17 protein-coding genes are annotated in these 19,576 nt (G+C 65.0%); 11 read left to right on the top strand and 6 right to left on the bottom strand.

Going from position 1 to position 19,576, the window contains the following annotated elements:
- Positions 1 to 24 precede the first annotated feature (24 nt).
- Positions 25 to 2,463: a glycoside hydrolase family 2 TIM barrel-domain containing protein gene (locus tag MT490_RS10955; RefSeq protein ID WP_297387214.1), complete on the bottom strand. Its 2,439-nt coding sequence runs from the start codon at positions 2,461 to 2,463 to the stop codon at positions 25 to 27.
- A 233-nt stretch (positions 2,464 to 2,696) separates the two neighbouring features.
- Here MT490_RS10955 and MT490_RS10950 point away from each other — a divergent pair, with 233 nt between their 5' ends.
- From MT490_RS10950 to MT490_RS10935, 4 genes are all read left to right on the top strand, one after another.
- The gene (locus MT490_RS10950) at positions 2,697 to 3,053 is read left to right on the top strand and encodes a SapC family protein (RefSeq protein WP_297387212.1); all 357 of its coding nucleotides are present in this window, start codon (positions 2,697 to 2,699) and stop codon (positions 3,051 to 3,053) included.
- 94 nt (positions 3,054 to 3,147) lie between these two features.
- Positions 3,148 to 4,119, top strand: a complete 972-nt coding sequence (locus MT490_RS10945; RefSeq protein WP_297387210.1) for a glycoside hydrolase family 43 protein — start codon at positions 3,148 to 3,150, stop codon at positions 4,117 to 4,119.
- Positions 4,120 to 4,167: 48 nt separating this feature from the next.
- Positions 4,168 to 5,109, top strand: a complete 942-nt coding sequence (locus MT490_RS10940) for an alpha/beta hydrolase (RefSeq protein WP_297387207.1) — start codon at positions 4,168 to 4,170, stop codon at positions 5,107 to 5,109.
- Between the two features lie 142 nt (positions 5,110 to 5,251).
- Positions 5,252 to 6,265, top strand: coding sequence for a glycoside hydrolase family 43 protein (locus MT490_RS10935; protein WP_297387204.1), 1,014 nt, complete (start codon positions 5,252 to 5,254; stop codon positions 6,263 to 6,265).
- Between the two features lie 680 nt (positions 6,266 to 6,945).
- Here the strand turns inward: MT490_RS10935 and MT490_RS10930 are convergent.
- Positions 6,946 to 8,637 carry a SulP family inorganic anion transporter gene (locus MT490_RS10930; protein ID WP_297387201.1) on the bottom strand — a complete coding sequence of 564 codons (1,692 nt, stop codon included), beginning with the start codon at positions 8,635 to 8,637 and terminating at the stop codon, positions 6,946 to 6,948.
- The gene (locus MT490_RS10925) at positions 8,627 to 8,953 is read right to left on the bottom strand and encodes a helix-turn-helix domain-containing protein (RefSeq protein ID WP_297387198.1); all 327 of its coding nucleotides are present in this window, start codon (positions 8,951 to 8,953) and stop codon (positions 8,627 to 8,629) included. Before MT490_RS10925 ends, MT490_RS10930 begins: the two co-directional genes overlap by 11 nt.
- 206 nt (positions 8,954 to 9,159) lie before the next feature.
- Between MT490_RS10925 and MT490_RS10920 the strand changes: the two genes are divergently transcribed.
- Positions 9,160 to 10,140, top strand: coding sequence for a fused MFS/spermidine synthase (locus MT490_RS10920; RefSeq protein WP_297387196.1), 981 nt, complete (start codon positions 9,160 to 9,162; stop codon positions 10,138 to 10,140).
- Here MT490_RS10920 and MT490_RS10915 read toward each other — a convergent pair.
- On the bottom strand, positions 10,137 to 10,292 hold the full coding sequence (locus MT490_RS10915; protein WP_297387194.1) for a hypothetical protein: 156 nt from the start codon (positions 10,290 to 10,292) through the stop codon (positions 10,137 to 10,139). The genes MT490_RS10920 and MT490_RS10915 overlap by 4 nt on opposite strands.
- Positions 10,293 to 10,440: 148 nt before the next feature.
- Here MT490_RS10915 and MT490_RS10910 point away from each other — a divergent pair, with 148 nt between their 5' ends.
- The 5 genes from MT490_RS10910 (at position 10,441) to MT490_RS10890 (ending at position 17,198) form a co-directional block, all read left to right on the top strand.
- Entirely contained in the window at positions 10,441 to 10,767 is a 327-nt protein-coding gene (locus MT490_RS10910) for an autotransporter outer membrane beta-barrel domain-containing protein (RefSeq protein WP_297387192.1), read from the top strand.
- Between the two features lie 201 nt (positions 10,768 to 10,968).
- The gene (locus MT490_RS10905; protein ID WP_297387191.1) at positions 10,969 to 11,541 is read left to right on the top strand and encodes an RNA polymerase sigma factor; all 573 of its coding nucleotides are present in this window, start codon (positions 10,969 to 10,971) and stop codon (positions 11,539 to 11,541) included.
- The gene (locus MT490_RS10900; RefSeq protein WP_297387188.1) at positions 11,538 to 12,521 is read left to right on the top strand and encodes a FecR domain-containing protein; all 984 of its coding nucleotides are present in this window, start codon (positions 11,538 to 11,540) and stop codon (positions 12,519 to 12,521) included. The genes MT490_RS10905 and MT490_RS10900 overlap by 4 nt, the downstream gene beginning before the upstream one ends.
- An 82-nt stretch (positions 12,522 to 12,603) precedes the next feature.
- Positions 12,604 to 15,522 carry a TonB-dependent receptor gene (locus MT490_RS10895; RefSeq protein WP_297387185.1) on the top strand — a complete coding sequence of 973 codons (2,919 nt, stop codon included), beginning with the start codon at positions 12,604 to 12,606 and terminating at the stop codon, positions 15,520 to 15,522.
- Between the two features lie 83 nt (positions 15,523 to 15,605).
- Positions 15,606 to 17,198, top strand: coding sequence for an FAD-dependent oxidoreductase (locus tag MT490_RS10890; protein ID WP_297387182.1), 1,593 nt, complete (start codon positions 15,606 to 15,608; stop codon positions 17,196 to 17,198).
- A gap of 111 nt (positions 17,199 to 17,309) precedes the next feature.
- On the opposite strand, the gene MT490_RS10885 is transcribed toward MT490_RS10890, so the two are convergent.
- The gene (locus tag MT490_RS10885) at positions 17,310 to 18,434 is read right to left on the bottom strand and encodes an arabinogalactan endo-1,4-beta-galactosidase (protein ID WP_297387179.1); all 1,125 of its coding nucleotides are present in this window, start codon (positions 18,432 to 18,434) and stop codon (positions 17,310 to 17,312) included.
- 83 nt (positions 18,435 to 18,517) lie between these two features.
- Positions 18,518 to 18,886: an antibiotic biosynthesis monooxygenase family protein gene (locus MT490_RS10880; RefSeq protein WP_297387176.1), complete on the bottom strand. Its 369-nt coding sequence runs from the start codon at positions 18,884 to 18,886 to the stop codon at positions 18,518 to 18,520.
- A 133-nt stretch (positions 18,887 to 19,019) separates the two neighbouring features.
- On the opposite strand from MT490_RS10880, the gene MT490_RS10875 reads away from it, so the two are divergent.
- On the top strand, positions 19,020 to 19,460 hold the full coding sequence (locus MT490_RS10875; protein ID WP_297387174.1) for a MarR family winged helix-turn-helix transcriptional regulator: 441 nt from the start codon (positions 19,020 to 19,022) through the stop codon (positions 19,458 to 19,460).
- Positions 19,461 to 19,576: the final 116 nt, after the last annotated feature.

Here is a 19,576-nt window from a genome sequence, read left to right as displayed (position 1 = left end):
CTCTCCGTCAGAACCAGGGGAGAGTCACCGGACGGTCCCGGCGATCGCATCGAGCCGGACCTGCCGGGCCGGCAGCCCTTCGACCTCCACGTCGAGGATGATGGGGCCGGCCGTCGTGCCGGCGCGGATCACGGCAACCGCGCGGCCGTGGAAGGTCTTGCGCGCACCGGTCTGGAAGCTGGACACATCCATCGGATTGCCGTTGCCGATGCCCGCCAGTGTGCCCGCGCCGCGAACATGGACGCGCACCTGCCGGTCCTTGTCGCGCGCGTAGATGGGCGTGCCGTCGGCGTCCTCGAGCTCCACCGTGAGATAGGCGAGATCCTCGCCATTCGCGGTCATGCGTGCGCGGTCGATCGCGACATGGGCCTGCGCGGGCGGACCTGCGGTGCGCAGCGTCCATCTTCCGGCCTCCCGACCGTCGCGATAGCCGATGGCGGTGAGATTTCCGGGCGCATAGGGCACCTTGAAAACCGCCTTATACTCGCTTTCCACGCCGACGGTGCGACGGCCCAGGCTCTTCCCGTTGAGGAACAGCTCGACTTCCGGGAATTCCGAATAGACGTTGACCTCGAGCGGCTTGTTCTCCTGGCCCGGCCAGGTCCAGCTCGGGTGCACATCGTCGAGCGACCAATCGAGATGTGGGGGCGTGATCGGGAAGAAATGGCGGTCGGGCAGATCCTCGGTGCCGGCGGGTTGCCGGACGAAGACCGCGATCGGATCGATCCCCGTCTTCCAGAGGATCTCGCGGTAATAAGCGGCGGGACGCTTGCGTCCGGTCGCGTCGATTTCGCCGCTATAGGCGAGGTTCCAGGGATAGGGCCCGAGCTTCTGCCAGTCCTGGCTGTAGCCCATCCAGCCGATGCCGCTCTCGCCGATATAGTCCACCGCGGTCCAGACGAAGTCGCCGATGACCCAGGGCTTGGTCTCGACATACTGCCAATAGGAGAAGGCGTCCTTCGGGAGCGACTCCGAGGTGTACAGGATCCGCTCGGGGAACTTCGCGTGCTCCGCGTCGAAATCGTGCGCGTGATAGTTGAACCCGCCGACATCGAGCAAAGCGGCCTGGTTCGAGCTTCGGGGAGGATCGGCGTTCATGCCCTGCGTAACGGGGCGGGTCGAATCGAGGCGGCGAACCCGATCGACCAGTTTCCGGCCGGTCTCCATGCCCTGCGGCGTTCCGTCTTCGGGAATCTCGTTGCCGATGCTCCAGAACAGGACGCTCGGGTGGTTTCGGCCGCTGATTACCAGGCTGTCGATATCCCGCGCCCAATTGTCGGCGAAGAAGCGCGCATAGTCCTGCGGGCGCTTGGTCTTGTTCCAGCTGTCAAAGGCTTCGTTGATGACCAGCATGCCCAGTTCGTCGGCGGCATCGAGCGTGGCCTGGCTGGCCGGATTATGGGCGTTGCGGATGGCATTATATCCCGCCGCCTTCATCAGCGCGACCTTGCGCGCGTCGGCGTCCGGCGCGCCGGCGGCGCCGATCATGTAATTGTCGTGATGGATATTACCGCCGCGCAGCTTCACGGGCTTGCCGTTGATGCGCAGTCCGTTGCGAGCGTCCAGGGTCACGGTGCGCAGGCCGAAGCGCGTGCGCCTCTCGTCGACCACTGCGCCGCCGACGCGCACCTCCTGGACGAGGGTGTAGAGGTTGGGGGAACCGGGCGACCACAACCGGGGCCGCGCCAGCTCGAGCTTTTGCACGGCCTCCGATCGCGCGCCGGGGGCGAGCGTCTGCGTCCGGCGCGCCTCGGCGACTGTCTCGCCCCGCGCGGACACCACGCGGGTCACCAACTCGAGGTTCTGCGCGGCGTTCGACCGGTTGGCGACCGTCGCCTGGGCCGATACCACGCCGCGTTCCTCGGTCGCCTCGGGCGTGGTTACGAAGATGCTGTCGGGATCCAGATGCACCCGGTCCAGTATCTCGACGCTCGCCGGCCGGATCAGGCCGGACCCGGCGTACCAGCGCGAGGAGGGATCCGCGTGGTGCGCACGCACGACGATGACATTGTCGCCCGCGCGCACCTTGCCGGTCACGTCGAGCGCAAAGGCCGTATAGCCATAGCGGTGCCGCGTCAGATGCTCGCCGTTCAGCCAGATGTCGGCGTCCATATAGACGGCTTCGAAATTCAGCCTGACGACGCGGTCGGCCTCGGCGGGCGAAAGCGTCAAATGGCGCCGGTACCAACCGATACCGCCGGGCAGATACCCCGAATCCTGCCCCGAGGGCGTGTTCGGATCGAAGGGCGAGCTGCCATCGGCCTTGTCCAAGATTGACCAGTCGTGCGGGACGACGACCGGACGCCATCCGCGATCGTCGAAGCCAGGCTTCTCTGCCCCCGCGGCGTCACCCGCATGGAACAGCCAGTCCTGAGACAGGCTGCGTGTTTCCGCCCAGGCCGGGACGGCAGCCAAAGCCAGGGCCAATAGCAATCCCGGCTTGAAACCTCTGACTGACGACATGCCCTTCTGTCTCCGTCTCTCCGCGACGCGGCGATCGTCCGGCACGTGCTCGATCGCGACCTTGGACGCGGGAGCGCTCGCGCCTAGTGTAATTTCATCCCGTGCCGATGCTCGCTTTGCGGAAAAGATTCCTAGCTTATTTTTCATATGTGGCAAATGATTTTCATATCCACAGAAGCGATGCTCGCTCGTGTCGAAACGTCGGCGCGTGCAGCTCAGACGGGCTGCAGTCCATGCTCGGCGATCTTGTTGATGAGGTCTCGATGCCTGGGCAGGCGATTGCGGAACCGCTCGCTCTACACGCGATTTTCCTGCAGCGCCCGCTCCGCCGCGCGCGCCCCGCAAGCCCAACGGCCACGCAGTTGCGCTTCGACGATGGCCGGAAGCTGTCGCTCCAGGGCCTCTATACCGTGAGCCGGGACCGGCTGGACGATCTCGACGATGCCCGGATCGTCTCGCTGTTCCGCAAAGGCTATCTGCAACTTGCGCTGTGCGTCAGCTTTTCGCTGGGCCAGGTGGCGGTGCTCGCCCGGCGGCGTAACCAGCTATCCACCAACCCGATCGAGACCCCGGAAAGCGCGCGGGATTGAATCTCCGATAATAGTCAGACTAATATTTCCACAAATAATCCTGGAGAGCGATGTGAGAGAGAGGATCAGGCGGGCGGCCTTCGCGGCATCATTTATGATAGCGCTAACATCGCCCGTTGCCGCATTCGGACAGACGGCGCCCGCGACGCAGGGGGCCAATCCGCTCTTCCGGGACAAGTTCACCGCCGATCCGGCGCCGCTCGTGGTGGACGACCGGCTCTACCTCTATGTCGGGCACGACGAAGCGCAGCGCGACGAGATGTTCAACATGCGCGAGTGGCTGGTCTATTCCACCACCGACATGAAGCATTGGACCGGCCACGGCCCGATCCTGAAGGTGGCCGACTTCAAATGGGCGAAGCAGGACGCCTGGGCGTCGCAGGCGATCCGGAAGAACGGCAAGTTCTGGTTCTACGCGGCGGTCGAGCATGACAATACGCATCCGGGCAAGGCGATCGCGGTCGCCGTGTCCGACAGCCCCACCGGCCCGTTCGTCGACGCCAAGGGCTCGGCGCTCATCACCAACGAGATGACGCCCAAGGGCACGCACAGCTGGGAGGACATCGATCCGACGGTGTTCACCGACGATGACGGCACCACCTGGATCGCCTGGGGCAACCGGCAGTGCTACATCGCGAAGCTCAAGCCCAACATGATCGAGATCGACGGCCCGATCACCGAGATCACCCCGCCGCATTTCGAAGAGGGCCCGTGGCTGCACAAGCGCGGCGGGCTCTATTACCTGACCTATGCCTCGCTCGATCGGTCGAAGCACCGCGACGAGAAAATCTCCTATTCCACCGCGTCTTCGATCAAGGGCCCTTGGACGTATCGCGGCGAGCTGACCGGATCGGGCAAGTACAGCTTCACGATCCATCCCGGCATCGCCGAGTTCAAGGGGAACTGGTACCTTTTCCTCCACAACGCGACCCTCGCGATCGGCGACTTGAGCGGCGCGATCGGACGGCGCGCAGTCACCGTCGAGCATCTTCGATACAATCCCGACGGCACGATGAAGCCGGTGGCCCAGACCGAGGCCGGGGTCTCGGTGCCGGCTTCCCGGTAACCGCAAACCGAACTTCCACGAGAGCATGTGATGGAGAGGATGAGGACGATGGCTGTCACGCATCGACTACGCTGGATCGGTACCAATGTGTTTGCGGTTGCGCTCGCCGCCTCCGGCGCGCTTGCGCCGAGCGCCCGCGCGCAGGACGACAGGATGACGCCGATAGCGGCACCCGCGCAGCCGGATGCGATCGAGCTGGGGACGGGCGCATTGCCGGGGGCCGCCGCCTCCGAGGCGTGGCACCGCCAATATGGCAGCAGGTTCGCACGAAACGTCACCGTCGCCACGCTCACGCCCTTTCTTCCGGATCCGGCGAAGGCCACCGGTGCAGCGGTCGTCGTCGCGCCGGGCGGCGGATTCCGGACCCTGTCGATGGACAATGAAGGCTGGGATGTCGCCAAGGCGCTCGCGGACAGAGGCGTGGCGGCGTTCGTGCTCAAATACCGCCTCAACCAGACGCCGCAGGATATGGCAGCCTTCGAGCGCTCGACGCAGGAGATGTTCTCGGGTGCGGCCCGGCCGCCGCGTCCCGCGCCCGGGGCCGCAATCGCCCGCCTCGCGCCGCAAATCGCCGACGCCCGCGCCGCGTTCGCGTTGATCCGCAGCCGCGCGAAGGAATGGCGGATCGATCCCGAACGCGTCGGCATGATCGGCTTTTCGGCGGGCGCGATGCTGACGATCGCCACCACGCTCGCCGGGCAGGACGCGAAGCCCGCGTTCATCGCCGACATTTACGGCCCGCTCGCGCCGGTGACGGTGCCAGCCGACGCGCCGCCGCTGTTCGTCGCGCTTGCTGCCGACGATCCGCTCTTCGGGAGCCGCGAGTACGGCCTTGTCGATGGCTGGAGAGCGGCGAAGCGGCCGGTCGAGTTCCACCTCTACGAGCAGGGCGGACACGGCTTCGGCATGTACAGGAAGGAGACCACCAGCACCGGCTGGTTCGACGCCTTTACCGACTGGCTCCGTATGCACGGCTTCGTCCGTAGTTGACGGTCCGTCCGCCTTCTCCTGTCCCGGGAGAAGCGGACGAACGGCTGACGGCCCGCGAGATACTTCCGCTCCAGGGCATATGGAATTAGGGGCGTGCCGTCGCAGTCTGCCGACAGTTCTCGACCGTCACGGAGTCAAAGCCATGTATCGTCATATCAGCTTCGCCCGGCGTTGCCTGGGGATGATGGCGCTGACCCTCGTCGGCGTCGCGGCTACGACTCAAGCTGCGGCGGCCCAGGCCGGATATCTGTTTGCAACCTTCAAGAACGGAGGAGATGCGGCGGCCGAGCAGATCTATTTCGGACTGAGCTCGGATGGGCGGAACTGGACCGCGCTCAACGACGCGAAGCCTGTGCTGGTGAGCACGATCGGGGACAAGGGCGTGCGCGACCCGTATCTCCTGCGGGCGCATGACGGGAAGACCTTCTACCTCATCGCTACCGATCTCTCGATGCATCACACCCGGGACTGGAAGCGCGCCGTCAACGCAGGCAGTCGATCCATCATCATCTGGGAATCGAAGGATCTGGTTCACTGGTCGTCGCCGCGTGCCGTCGCAGTGGCGCCGGAAGACGCCGGCTGCGCCTGGGCACCGGAGGCGATCTATGACGAGGAGCGCGGCGACTATCTGGTCTTCTGGGCGTCCACCACGAAGAGGGACGGCTTTTCCAAGCATCGCATCTGGGGCGCGCGGACGAAGGACTTCCGGACCTTTGGCGCGCCGTTCGTCTATATCGAGAAGCCCACGACCATCATCGACACGACAATCGTGCGTGACGGCGGGAAATATTACCGCTTCACCAAGGACGAGAAGTTCAAGGCCATCACGATGGAGGCGGCCGAACGCCTGGAAGGCCCGTGGCGCGAGGTGCCTGATTTCTCGCTTGCGAAACTCGTCGGTTACGAAGGGCCGGAAGCCTATGTGATCGAACCGGGGAATGCGCAGCGACCCGCAACCTGGGCGCTCATCCTCGACCATTATTCCGCCGGGCGAGGCTATCAGCCCTTCGTGACCAGGAACCTGTCTTCCGGACAGTTCGACGCCAGCGGCGGCTTCAGCTTTCCCTTCGAATTCCGCCATGGTTCCATCTTGCCGCTGTCGAGCGAGGAGATGGAGCGGATCAAGGCGGCCTACGGACCCTCCAAAGCCAAATGACGTTGAGTGTACGGGAGCCCAATGCCGGGATCATGTGCAGTGGCGCAATATAGTGCCGCGTCGTTGGGACACCTGAATGATGGACCGGAAGAGTACGGAAATCCGCTTGCCGATTTACACGCCCAGGTCCGCCGCCTCTTCACCCAACCCTATGCCCGTATCGTGGCGACGGTGCAGGAAGGGCGTGATTGGGTCATATCGGGAATCGAGCCGTCGGCATCGTGATAGCTGGGCGCCTAATTCTCCTAAGCCAGAGTTAGGCGAATGTTTCGACGTTATTGCTGCTTTGCTGATCGCCACGACAGACCGCAGATCTCGCAAGGAGCGCTGAAGCTCCTGCCTTTCGCTCGGGCGAGTATCGGCGCGGATCTGGCGAGCCTGCGGATGCGAGGTGATAGAATCGAACGGATCTCGACGAATCTCCGTCCCAGTCGAGGCTGACGCTGTCCGTGCTGAACCCTCACGCAAAAAAGGGGCGCCCAGGCGCCAGCTTCACTGCGCCCACCCGTTTCTTCGTGGGCTTCCGCCGAGTCGCGGAAGTAGGCGCCCGAAGCGTCATGCAGCTCACCGTCGAGACGGAGGAATGACGGTCGACCCCGGTGCCAGGCAGGTTCGCCACAATTGTGGGCCGATGATCGCCACCGTCCCGCTTCGGCGGCTGCAGGTCACCCTGGCGCGCGCTAGATCTGGTCCGGCGTCTCGACGATCGCGTCCGCAATCCCGAGTGCTTCGGCATAGTCGACGGCATAGTGGACGAGGTGGCTGTCAGCTGACCCGAGCCCCGTGCGGGCGAGCATGGTACGCGGCTGGCTGGCCGCGCCTGACACGATGACCTGGGCGCCCGCCGCGCTTGCCTGATGCACGAACTCGACCACGGCGGTGACGCCGCTCGCGTCGAGGAACGGAACGCGCCGCATCCGCAGGATGATCACCCGTGGGCTCTGGCCGATCCGCCGCAGCGCATCGAGCAACTCGCCCGCGACACCGAAGAAGAACGGCCCGTCGATGCGGAACACTTCCACGCCCGGCGGCAATGCGTCGCGCTGGCCGATCTCTTCGGCTTCCTCGTCGCCGTCCGTCAGAAGGCGGCCCTGGGCATCGACCCGAACCGTCTCGCTCATCCGCGCCATGAACAGGAGCGAGGCGACGGTCACGCCGACACCGATCGCGACGGTGAGGTCGACCAGCACGGTCAGACCGAAGGTCAGCAGCAGGACCGAGCGATCGCCATTGGGCATGCGCAGCAGCGCGAAGAAGCGCCGGTGCTCGCTCATCCCCCATGCCACCATGAACAGGATCGCGGCGAGCGCTGCCATGGGGACATAGGCCATCAGGCCGCCGGCGGCGAGCATGAACAACAGCAGGAACGCGGCGTGCAGCATTCCCGCGACGGGCGTCAGCGCGCCCGACTTGACGTTGGTCGCAGTCCGCGCGATCGCCCCGGTCGCGGGAAGGCCGCCGAACAGCGCCGAGGCGATGTTCGCGACACCCTGACCGACCAGTTCCTGGTTCGAACGGTGTTTCGACCCGATCATGCCGTCGGCGACGACCGCCGATAGTAGCGCTTCGATGCCGGCGAGGAACGCGATGGTGAAGGCCGAGGGCAGCACGGCCTGTACCTTGGCGAGCGAGAAGGCCGGCAGTCCCGGCGCGGGGAGGCCGTGCGGCAGCGGCGGAAATCGCGATCCGATGGTGTCGACCGGCAAGTGCAGCAGCGCGACGCAGAGCGAGGCGAGCACGACCGCAATGAGATAGCCGGGCAGCCGCGGCGCCGCGCGGCGTAACCCGACGATCAGCGCCAGCGAGCCCAGTCCGACTCCGAGCGTCCAGGGTTCGATCGTACCGGACGCGCCCAGATAGGCCTGCCATTTGGGCACGAAGTCGGCGGGAACCTTCTCGATCGCCAGCCCGAGGAAGTCCTTGACCTGGCTCGACGCGATGATGACCGCGATCCCGGCGGTGAAGCCGGTCACGACCGGGTGCGGAATGAATTTCACGAATTGCCCGAACCGGGCATAGCCGGCGACAACGAGGATCGCGCCCGCCATCAACGTCGCCAAGAGCAGGCCGTCATAGCCATGCGCGGCGATGACGTTGAACACGACCACGACGAACGCACCGGTGGGGCCACCCACCTGCACGCGCGACCCGCCGAGCGCGGAGATCAAGAAGCCGGCGATCACCGCGGTGATCAACCCCCTGTCGGGCGATGCTCCGCTGGCGATGCCGAGCGCCATGGCGAGCGGAAGCGCGACCACCGCGACCGTCAGCCCGGCAATCGCGTCCTTGCGGAAGCGATCGAAGCCATAGCCCTCGCGGACCGTGGTGATCAGCTTGGGCGTGAACGCCGTCATCCGCGCGTCATGTAGCATCGTCGCCCGCCCCTTCGGGCTTGCGGTCGAAGAGCAGGGTCAGCTTGCCCCGCGGGGCGCGCCCGGCCGCTGTCTCGCGCAGCCGCACTCCACGTCCCAGGCCGGTACTGGGGGCGTTCTCGCCGAGCAGCTCGATACCAGCTTCCTCGAGCGCGGAGATGACCTTGACCAGCGTGTCGACCACGCCGCGCACCTGGCCATCGGACGCCTCCATCCGCTGGATGGTCGGCAGCGAGACGCCGGCGAGCTCGGCGAGCTGGCGCTGGTCAAGCCCGAGAAGCGCGCGCGCGGCGCGAAGCTGTTGCGAAGTGATCATTCACCTATAATGATGTATGAAACATCAAATTACAATCTTATCAATGCATATGCGCGTATGATATAGTGATCTTTCTGCTGCAACCATGAATGAGGCGCGCCATCCCGGACGCCAGGGAGGAGCCATGGCAATCGAACGCACGCGAACGGGGAACGGCGAAACCGTCACCCGTCCGGGCTCAGGGCTGCGCCGGGATGCCTGACTGCATGGCCTTTCCGTTCGACCCGCCCGCGGCCCCTGACGGATCCTGCACCTCGAACCACCTATCGCCGGGCGTTTCCTGGCCGAGGGTTGCACGCGTCCAGGAAGATACGGAAGCGGACCGGACGCGCCGCGACCGGGCCGAGGTGAATCTACTGCTCGATGTCGTGGCCGCGCTGGATCATGGGCGGCCGGCGATCGCGGCCTGCCTGCGCGAACACGAAGCCGACGCGCGCGACTTTGCGCTGGTGCTCGATGCCCCGTTCGGCATCGACGGTCCGGCGCTGCTTGAGCTCGGCGACCTGTGCGCGTTGCTGTTCGACCCTTCAATGATGCAGAGCGTGATGCGTCTCAGCGACCCGAACAGGCTCCTTCTCGACTATACCCGCGTCATGATGGGGTTTCTGCTGCTGCGCCCCATGCCGCGTCGCATCGAGATGATTGGACTCGGCGGCGGGTCGCTGGCCAAATTTTGCCACCGTTACCTCCCCGATGCCGACATCACGGTCGTCGAGATAGATCCGCGGGTGATTGCGCTGCGCGACCGCTTCCGGATCCCGCAGGACGACGGCCGCTTTCGGGTGATCCATGCCGACGGCGCCGACTTCGCGCGCGACGATCCATCGCGTCCCGATGTCATTCTGGTCGATGGTTTCGACCGGTACGGGCAGACGGAGCGGCTCGACCGCTTCGAATTCTATCGGGACTGCAGGGACCGGCTCGGCGACGATGGCCTCCTCGTCGTCAATCTGTGTGATAATCCGCTCGCGCGCGGGATCTCCAAAAGTCGCCTGCGACACGCATTCGGGGATGCGTTCGCCGTCGTTCCGATCGAAGGCGAGCAGAACCGTATCGTTTTTGCCTCCAGAACTCTGGGCGTCCCGGACGCGAACCAACTGCAGCACGCCGCCATCCTCAACGCGGGCCATGGCGTCGATTTCTCCAAGCTGGCAACGCGAATGGCGCGGAGGTTCGGAAAGCCTTAGCCATCTGCCTCGTCGGTGCGCGTTCCATGCACCGCTCGAAAACCACGATACTCCTGCGCCAGCCGTTCGGCGAGCAGCGACTTCATCTCGACGTCGCGTCCCGATACCGCAAACACGATCTCGTTGAGCCAGCTTAGGTCGTCGGAGACCACATTATCGAGGGTTCGGGGCTCGTCACAAGCGCCCCCCCGCTCGGTGGACGGTCCGCAAAGCCGCCGAAATGGCGCGAAATGTCCCGCGCGAAACCGATTCCAAGCAGACGCGGACCTCCGCGAAGGAGCAGTCATCGAGGTCAAGACATTGATTTTCAATGTCCGCGTCCATTCGGACGCGTTCGCCGAGACCGGGGGCGCCGCTGCGCTGTCGATCGGCGAGGCGGAGCAGCAAAGCACCTTCCTCACGCTCGGCGCGGATGCGCGGCTCCCGCTCGGTTCGAGCGTAGCGGCGAGGCTCGGCGCCGGCTGGCAGCATGGCTGGGGGGACCTCGCGGCGACGGTCGACAATCGCTTTGCAGGTGGTGCCAGCGGGTTCCGGATCGTCGGCGCCCGGTTGCCGGAGGATGCCGCCGTGGTCGATCTCGGTCTCGAAGCCGATGCCGGCCCGATTTCAGCCGTCCGCGAAGAGTGACAGGTATGCGCCCCAAGTCGGTCGTTCGGCGACCCTGCGGCGGTGCCCAGAAGCCGCCGCTCGTCCCGGTGGGTGCGAAAGGGTGGCTCGTGAAGCGTGCGCAACGGACAAGGGCACAATTTTCGATTACAGATATTCTGGCCCGGATTGTCTTGGCTTGGGAAACAGCTGCAACGGGCAGTGAGAGCCGGATGGGACCACTTGGATAAAGATACGGCAGTTCGGGAATGGTTCTGCCGGGAGGTGCTTCCTCTGGAGCCATCGCTGCTGCGTTTCATCCGGCGGAACTGGCCAGCGGCCGACGACGCAACCGATCTGATGCACGACGTCTACGAACTCGCTATCGGCGGCGCCCGGAACGCGATTCCACACCATACGCCCGGATATCTGTTCGCCGTGGCGCGCAATCATCTGATCAACCGCGCCAAGCGGGCGCGGATCGTTTCCTTCGAACTCGTCGCCGACCTCGAGACCGTGGTCGCGGACATCGATATGTTCGAAGCGGAGCGGCACCTGCACGCGCGCGATGCATTGCGGCGCGTCCAGGCCGGGATCGACAAGCTGTCGCCCCGGGTCCGGGAGATCGTACTGCTGCGCAAGGTGGAGGGGCTCGACGTCGCCGAGACGTCGGAGCGGTTGGGCATCGGCAAGGATGCGGTCAATCATCAGCTCGCAATGGGCATGAAGGCGCTTGCCGATCATATGCTCGGCGGCGCCGGCAAGATCGTCCGGCGCAGATACGGCGCACGGCGCGCGGAAAGGAGCGAAGGATGACCGACGCTCGCTCGGCACGAGACCGCGCAGCCGACTGGATCGTCGCGCGCGAGCAGAAGGACTGGTCCGATCGCGACCAGGCGGCGCTGGATGCCTGGCTCGCGGAGTCGGACCTGAACAAGGCCGCTTTCTGGCGCCTCGAGCACAGCTGGCGCGAAGCGGACCGCCTTGCAGCCCTTGGCGGCGGCCTCGCCGTGACGCCGCGACGGCGCGCATTGGCCCGGCGGCTGCGGCCGCGTACCTGGGTGGCCCTGACTGCCCTCGCGGCCTCCGCTGCGGTGGTTGTCGGTGTGAGCCTGCACGAAGGGCGCCCGGGGGTAGAGGAGGCCGCCGTGGCCACGGCCGCCTTCGCCACGGAAGTGGGTGGGCATCGGTCGCTCGGGTTATCCGACGGCAGCCGCGTCGAGCTCAACACCGACACGAGGGTGCGAACCGCGATCGGCGGGGATCGCCGTGCGGTGTGGCTCGACAAGGGGGAAGCGTTCTTCGAGGTGGCGCGCCGCGACGGGCTGCCTTTCGTGGTGCACGCCGGTCCGCGGAAGATCACGGTTCTGGGCACGAAGTTCTCCGTGCGCCGCCTCGGCGACAAGATCACGGTATGGGTGCGCGAAGGGCGCGTGCGCGTCGACAATGTCGAGCATGCGAGCGTGGCGCGCTCGGCGGTCGTCACGGCTGGCGGTGTCGCGCTGAGCGATGGGGCGGCGACGCTGGTTACGTCTGCTTCGCCCGAACGCGTGGAGCAGGCGCTGTCATGGCGGGACGGGATGCTGCGCTTCGATCATGAGCGGCTCGGAGACATCGCTCTGGAGTTCAACCGCTACAATCGAACGAAGATCTTCGTCGACGATCCCGAGGCTGCGAATATCCGTATTGGCGGCGCGTTTCCCGCATCGGAGCCGGGCGCTTTCGCGCGGCTGCTGCGCGATGCCTATGCGCTCGAGATCGAGGAAACGCAGGACGCGATCAAAATTCAAAAATGACATTACAGCTTGCGGGAGGTTGATTGTCTCTATTCCCCGAGACGGGTGACTGATGGAGCACCCGCACGATAGGGGGAAGAGGATGCGGTCCACCAGCCTCGCTGCGGCGTTCGCCGCCAGCGCCTGTATGTTCGCAATCGCGGCGCCGGCACAAGCGCAACAGCGGAGCTTCGACATACCTTCAGGCAGCCTCAAGGCTGCTCTGGACGCCTTCGGACGCCAATCCGGCCGACCGGTCATCTACAGGGCCGAGGACGTCAACGGCATCAATTCTGCAGGGTTTCGTGGTTCGGATTCTCCCGAACGCGCTCTGGCTGCGCTGCTCCGCGGCACGGGATTGAGCAGCAGGCGCGGAGAGGCCGGCGCCATCGCGATTGTACGCGCGGGAAACGGGCAATCCATAGGCGCGAGCGCACCATCGTCGGATACTTCCCAGGCCGATCCGTCGGCCGAGACCCCGGAAGAGGATATCGTCGTTACCGGAATCCGCGCCTCGCTGCAGGAATCAATCAACGTCAAACGTGCGGCCGACAGCATCGTCGACGTCATCACCGCGCAGGATATCGGCAAGCTGCCCGACCAGAATGTCGCCGAATCGCTGAGCCGCGTCACCGGAGTCCAGATCAGCCGGCGCGAGGGCGACGGCTCCAACTTCACCATCCGCGGCATCTCGCAGAACCGGCTCGAGATCAACGGCCGCAACTTCATCGGCCCGGGCAATGGCGGCAACGCGGCGCTGGAGACGATCAGCCCCGAGATCCTCGCGTCGATCGTGGTGATCAAGTCGCCCACTGCTGACATGCCCGAGGGCGCGCTCGGTGCGACGGTCAACCTGCGCACCAAGCGCCCGCTCGAGCTCGATGACCTGGTGGTCGCCGGGCGCATTCAGGGCGCTTATGCCGACCAGGCCGATCATGTCGGCTATCGTGGATCGGCGTTCGTCTCGAAGAAGCTCGGCGACCGGTTCGGCATGCTCGCCAGCGTCGCTTATTCCGACACCAGGACGCTCGGCTATTCTTTCGATGCGGGCGGATGGACGCAGACGAACGCGATCGACGGCGATGGCGACGGTGTCGACGATCCCGGGCTGTTTCGTCCCAACCGCTTCATGGCACGGATATTCGATCGCGCCGAGCAGCGGCTGACGCTGAACGGCACGGCACAATGGCGTCCGACCGACACGCTCGAGATCATCCTCGATGCGACCTACAATCGGCTGAAGCGCCAGCGGAACAGCGTCAATTATCAGGTGCTGTTCAACAACAACGACGTGGACGCGACCGTCAACGAGCAGGGCACCGTCGTCGCCGGCGCGTTCCAGGGGGTCACCGTCCGCCCGCTCATCTACGACGAGCCGACCGACCTCAAATCGACGCTCTTCGGCGGATCGGTGAAATGGGAGGACGACCGCGCGCGGGTGAGCCTCGACATGTCGTACAGCCGCGGCAAGGGCAGCGACGGAGGACCGGGCGCGTCCTTCACCTATGTCGTCGTGCCGCGTGCGGGCAATGTCGCCAATGCGAGCTACGACTTCCGCGCCGGCCATGCCGTGCCGGACCTGTCGATCGACGCCAATTTCAACCCGAACGACCCGACGCGATACCAGCTGCTGTCGATCTTCGACTACGACGCAGTGACCGACAACAAGGGCTACGACGCGCGGCTCGACTGGGAATACAAGACCGAATGGGGCGCGCTCTCGTCGGTCGAGGTGGGCATGCGCTACGAGCGGGTCGAACTGCTCGCCGCCGATCCGCAGAACCTGCCCGTCGCGGCCAGCCTGCTCGCCGCGGGCGACCGCAACGGCGACGGCATCCTCACCGTCGACGAGCTTCCCGGGCTGAGCTACGGCAAGGACTATGGCGCCTTCTTTCCCGGCGTCGACGGCGATTTCCCGCGCGACCTGCTCGGCGGCACGCTCGACAAAAGCACCGCGCGCGACGGGCTCGGGCTCGCGGCGCCCGATCCCTATGACACCAGGATCACCGTCGGGCCGACCTCGATCAAGGACGTTACGCAGGAAACGCTCGGCGCCTATGTGAAGGCGAACTTCGAAGGCACCGCCGGTACCCTGCGCTACAGCGGCAATGCGGGCGTGCGCTATATCGACACCGCCCGCGCGACGCTGGGATATCTGTCGCCGACTGCGACGAACGTCATCAAGTCGGACTTCGGTTATTGGCTGCCGAGCGCCAATCTCTCGGTGGATTTCAGCGACGATCTGACGCTGCGCCTCGCCGCCGCGAAGGTCGTGTCGCGGCCGAGCCTCAACCAGGTCAGCGCCAGCTTCGTGCCCAACACGGTTTCGATGACCGGCTCGCGCGGCAACCCCAATCTGCGGCCGTTCGAGGCGAAGCAGGCCGATGCCACGCTCGAATGGTACTTTGCGCCCGCGAGCTCGCTGACGGCCGCGGCCTTCTACAAGAAGGTCGACTCGTTCACGGTGACCACCGTGAACCGCGAGTTCGTTCCCGGCTTCTCGGAACGCTTCGGGTTGTTCGACATCTCGCAGCCGCAAAATGGCGAGGACGGCAGCATCCGGGGGTTCGAGATCGCCTATCAGCACGCCTTCCGCTTCCTGCCGGCGCCGTTCGACAATCTGGGCATCCAGGCGAACTACACCTATGTCGACAGCAGGACCCCGCTCACCGACGCCATCACCGGAGAGCAGCTGCCGCTACCCGGCCTGTCGCGCGATAGCTTCACGCTGATCGGCTATTATGAGGACGATACACTCTCGGTGCGCGCGGCCTATACTTGGCGCAGCGAATATCTGAACAGCGTCGGGGGCGCGGCCAGCGGCGGCAACAACTATGTCGCGGGACGCGGACAGCTCGACGCATCGGCACAGATCAACCTGACTCCCAATCTGAGGCTGACGGTCGAGGGCATCAACCTCACCAAGGAGATCGACTCCCAGTACCTTGGCGAGCCCGACCGGCTGACCTTCACCGCACGCGAGGACCGCCGCATCTTCTTCGGCGTCGCCGCGAGCTTCTGAGCAGCAGGGACGAGAGGTACGTCATGATACACCGCATTCTCTGCCGCGCGCTCGCAGCGGCGACCTGTCTTGCGCCGACGACAATGGCTGTGGCCCAAGCCGACGCGTTGCCGCAGTCGCCGATGTCCGCCGATATCGTCGTCTATGGCTGCACCTCCGGCGGCGTCGTCGCGGCGATCGAGGCGCGACGGCTGGGACGGTCGGTGCTGTTGGTGTGCCGCGAGGACTATCTCGGCGGCATGTCGACCAACGGGCTCGGCTGGTCCGACACCGGCAACCATCGTGCGATCGGCGGCCTCTCGCTCGACTTCTACCGCAAGGTGAAACGCCACTATGACGACGCCGCGGTCTGGGTCCACGCACCGCGTCCCGCCCGCGCCGAGAATTTCGTCGATGGCGACGCGATGTGGCAGTTCGAGCCCAAGGTCGGCGAGCGGATCTACGAGGATTGGGCGCGCGAGGCCGGAGTGACGATCGTCCGCAACCAGCCGCTCGACCGGTCGAAGCGCGGCGTGGAGATGGCCGGCGGGAAGATTACTGCTTTCCACTCGAAATCGGGGCAGCGCTTCGAGGGCAAGGTCTTCATCGATGCGACCTATGAAGGCGACCTGATGGCCGGCGCCGGCGTGCGCTTCACCGTGGGGCGCGAGGCCAACGCGACCTATGGCGAGACGCTCAACGGCGTGCAGCTCGAGAACACCACCAACCACCAGTTCACGCTCGACGTGGACCCTTACCGGGTTCCCGGCGATCCCCGGAGCGGGCTGGTGCCGCGGGTCAGCGCCGAGCGCCCGGCTCCCGACGGTACCGCCGATACGAAGATCCAGGCCTATACCTATCGCATGTGCCTGACCGACGTGCCCGCCAACCGCGTGCCGTTCGCCAAGCCCACGGCCTATGATGCCAGCCAGTACACGCTGCTCAAGCGCTATATGCATGCAGGCCATCGCAACTTCTTCCAGAAGTTCGACCGGATCCCGAACGGCAAGACCGACACCAACAATTTCGGCGCCTTCTCGTTCGATAATATCGGGATGAACTATCGCTATCCCGAAGGCAGTGACGCCGAGCGTGCCGCGATCGCGCGCGAGCACACGACCTACCAGCAGGGGCTGCTGTGGTTCATGGCGAACGATCCCGGTGTCCCCGCCGAGACGCGTGCCGAAATGTCGAAATGGGGGCTGTGCAAGGACGAGTTCGTGAAGACCGCCCATTGGCCGCGCGAGATGTACGTGCGCGAGGCCCGGCGGATGGTGTCCGATTTCGTGATGGCCGAGCCGCATCTGCGCGGCACCCGGCCAATGCCCAGGCCAATCGGCATGGGCTCCTACAACATGGATTCGCACAATGTGCAGCGCATCGTCGATGCGCGCGGGTTCGTGCGCAACGAAGGCAATATCGAAGTGAGCCCTGGTCGGGCCTATCCGATCAGCTACGACGCGATCGTGCCGCGAAAGGGCGAGGCGGCGAACCTGTTGGTGCCGGTCGCGCTCTCGGCATCGCACATCGCCTACGGCTCGATCCGGATGGAGCCGGTGTTCATGATCCTCGGCCAATCCGCCGCCACGGCGGCGTCGATCGCAATCGATGAGGGCGTCCCGGTGCAGGACGTCGATTACGCCAGGCTCCGCGCGAGATTGCTTGCGGACGGGCAAATTCTGGAGCTTGCACGATAGCCGGCATGTAGAGCCCGAAAGCGACCATTCGTATAGGCATTGGTCGGCTCGTCCAAGCATCCCTATCCCGCGGCGGCGCTTATGCTTGCGCGTTACTCCCTTGCTCGCGCGTTATTCCCTGTAACGCTGCCGCAGGAACTCGAACGCCGGCAACGCCTCATGCGTCTCGAGGTCGAACCAGGCGGCATTCTCCCAATTGGAGCCAACGCCCCAACGCGTTTTGCACCTTGTCGAGACCCAGGCCGGCTCCCAATAAACCACACCGATGCCGCCCGCGTGCACGACGGCGCGGGTCAGGTCGACCAGATATTCCTTCTGCCCCTGAGGCGTCGCGGGATAGCCGGGGATGAGCGTGTCGGGGCCGAGCAGGTTGGCGGCTTTGTCTGCCCCGGCATTCGTGAAAGGATAGGCTGTTTCCACCACAACGACATCGGCATCGTAACGCTTCCTCGCCATGGCGATCACCTCGCCGAGCTGCGCGATCGTCCGGGTCGACCATTTCCGATAATAGCTGATGCCGATGATGTCGTAGTCCATCACCCCCGCCACGGTCGCGTCGTCGAACCAGGGAACGACGTTCTCCGGCTGTGCGATGTGGAGCATCACCCTGGGCCGGGTCCCGCTTGCCTTGCCCGCGTCGCGCACCGCTTTGATGCCGGCGTTGAGCAGCAGCGCGTTGCGGGTCCAGTCGATCGGACGCTCCTTCACGCCGCCCATCAGCTCGGGATTGGTCTCGTTGCCCACCTGGACGAGCTCGGGCATCAACCTCTCGGCCGCGAGCTTCCCCAGAATCTCCCGCGTATAGTCGTACAGCGCCTTGGCCTGCTCCTCGGTGCCGAGCTTCTCCCATGCGGCCGGCGCGCGCTGCTTCTCGCCATCGGCCCAGTCGTCCGAATAATGGAAATCGAGCAGCACTTGCAGGCCCGCGGCTTTGGCGCGGCGGATCGTCTTGAGCACGTCGGGATAGTTGCTGTATCGCGTCCAGCGCGGGTCGTTCCAGATGCGTACGCGCACCGTGTTGCCGCCCTCCGCCTTGAGCAGCGCGAATGGATCGACCGGCTTGCCGCCCTTGCGGAAGATCGCGCCACAATCCTCCATCTCGTTCACATAAGAAAGGTCGGCGCCGAGATAGAGGCCCGCGTTTGGCGCCGCCGATTGCTGCGCGGGCGCCGCAGACGCCAGCATCAGCGCCATGCCGATCGAAGCGGTACCGATGCCGATCCGTGCGAGGGTCATCCTTCTGCCTCCTTGAACCGCGACTGTCGTCACGCCGCCGCTGCGTAACCCCTTGGCCTCCGCAGCGACGCGAATGGCGCCGGCTATGCGACGCAGACGCCCGGCACCGCGACCTTCTGGAAAAGGTGCGGCGATGCGACGGCCGCGGATGGGTAGGCCGAGAGTTTGGCGATGAACTCAGGGTGCGTGAACGCAGCACGGAAATCCGCTGTCGATTCCCAGACCGCATAGTTGAGATATGTCGGACTTTCGCCGATCGCGCGGTGAAGCTGGGTCGAGATGAAGCCCGGCTGGCGCTTCATGAAATCCGCATCGTCCTGCCAGGCTTGCAGGAAGGTCTGTTCGTCCGCCTTGTCGAGCGTGAAGACGTTCACGAGCACCACAGGGGACGCATCGACACCGAGCTGACGCTCTATCGGAAAGGCTGAATCCATTGGACGCAATAGCGACATCGTAGGCTCCGTTCTATATGGTAATATGATGTCAATTTGACTCTATAAGGACATATTTATTTGACATCGTGATGTCAATATGGATAGATGCGGGCAGATGCGAGAAACCAAGCGAACCCCGGCTGGAGCCGTCTTGAGCAAGCTCGTCCTCGAGCTGTTCAGCCTCAACAACCGCATGATTGCCGCGGGCGACAAGCTGGTCGCCGACCTCGGCCTGACCAGCGCCCGGTGGCAAATCCTCGGCACCATCGTGGCGGCGGACAGGCCGCAGCCGGTCGCCTGGCTTGCGCGCGACTTGGGGGCGCACCGGCAGAATATTCAACGCATCGTCAACGACCTGGAGAAGGAGGGACTCGTCGCGTTCCAGCCCAATCCGCATCACCGGCGCGCGCAACTCGTCGTTCTGTCCGACAAGGGGAGGCAGGTTTACGAGACGGCCATGCGCTTGCAGGCGCCCTGGATCAACGAACTCTCGGAAGATCTTCGGGTTGAGGACATTGAAACGACGCACAAAGTCCTGACGGCGCTTCGCCGCAAGCTTGAAGGCGATGGAGGTTCCGAAGCGCAGGATTGATGGCTGCAGGTTGAGGGGCTGTGCCCTCGTGCCAAGCGGCGCGTCGAGCATCGATAGCGCGCGAGCGGTACCGCTTGTTCGCGCCCGGATTTCTTGGCATCGATTAGTCAGACAAA

This window comes from Sphingomonas sp., assembly GCF_026460985.1.
In the GTDB taxonomy this organism is placed as follows: domain Bacteria; phylum Pseudomonadota; class Alphaproteobacteria; order Sphingomonadales; family Sphingomonadaceae; genus Sphingomonas.
The sequence above is the reverse complement of the archived record's forward strand: the minus strand, read 5'-3'. Positions and strand labels throughout refer to the sequence as shown.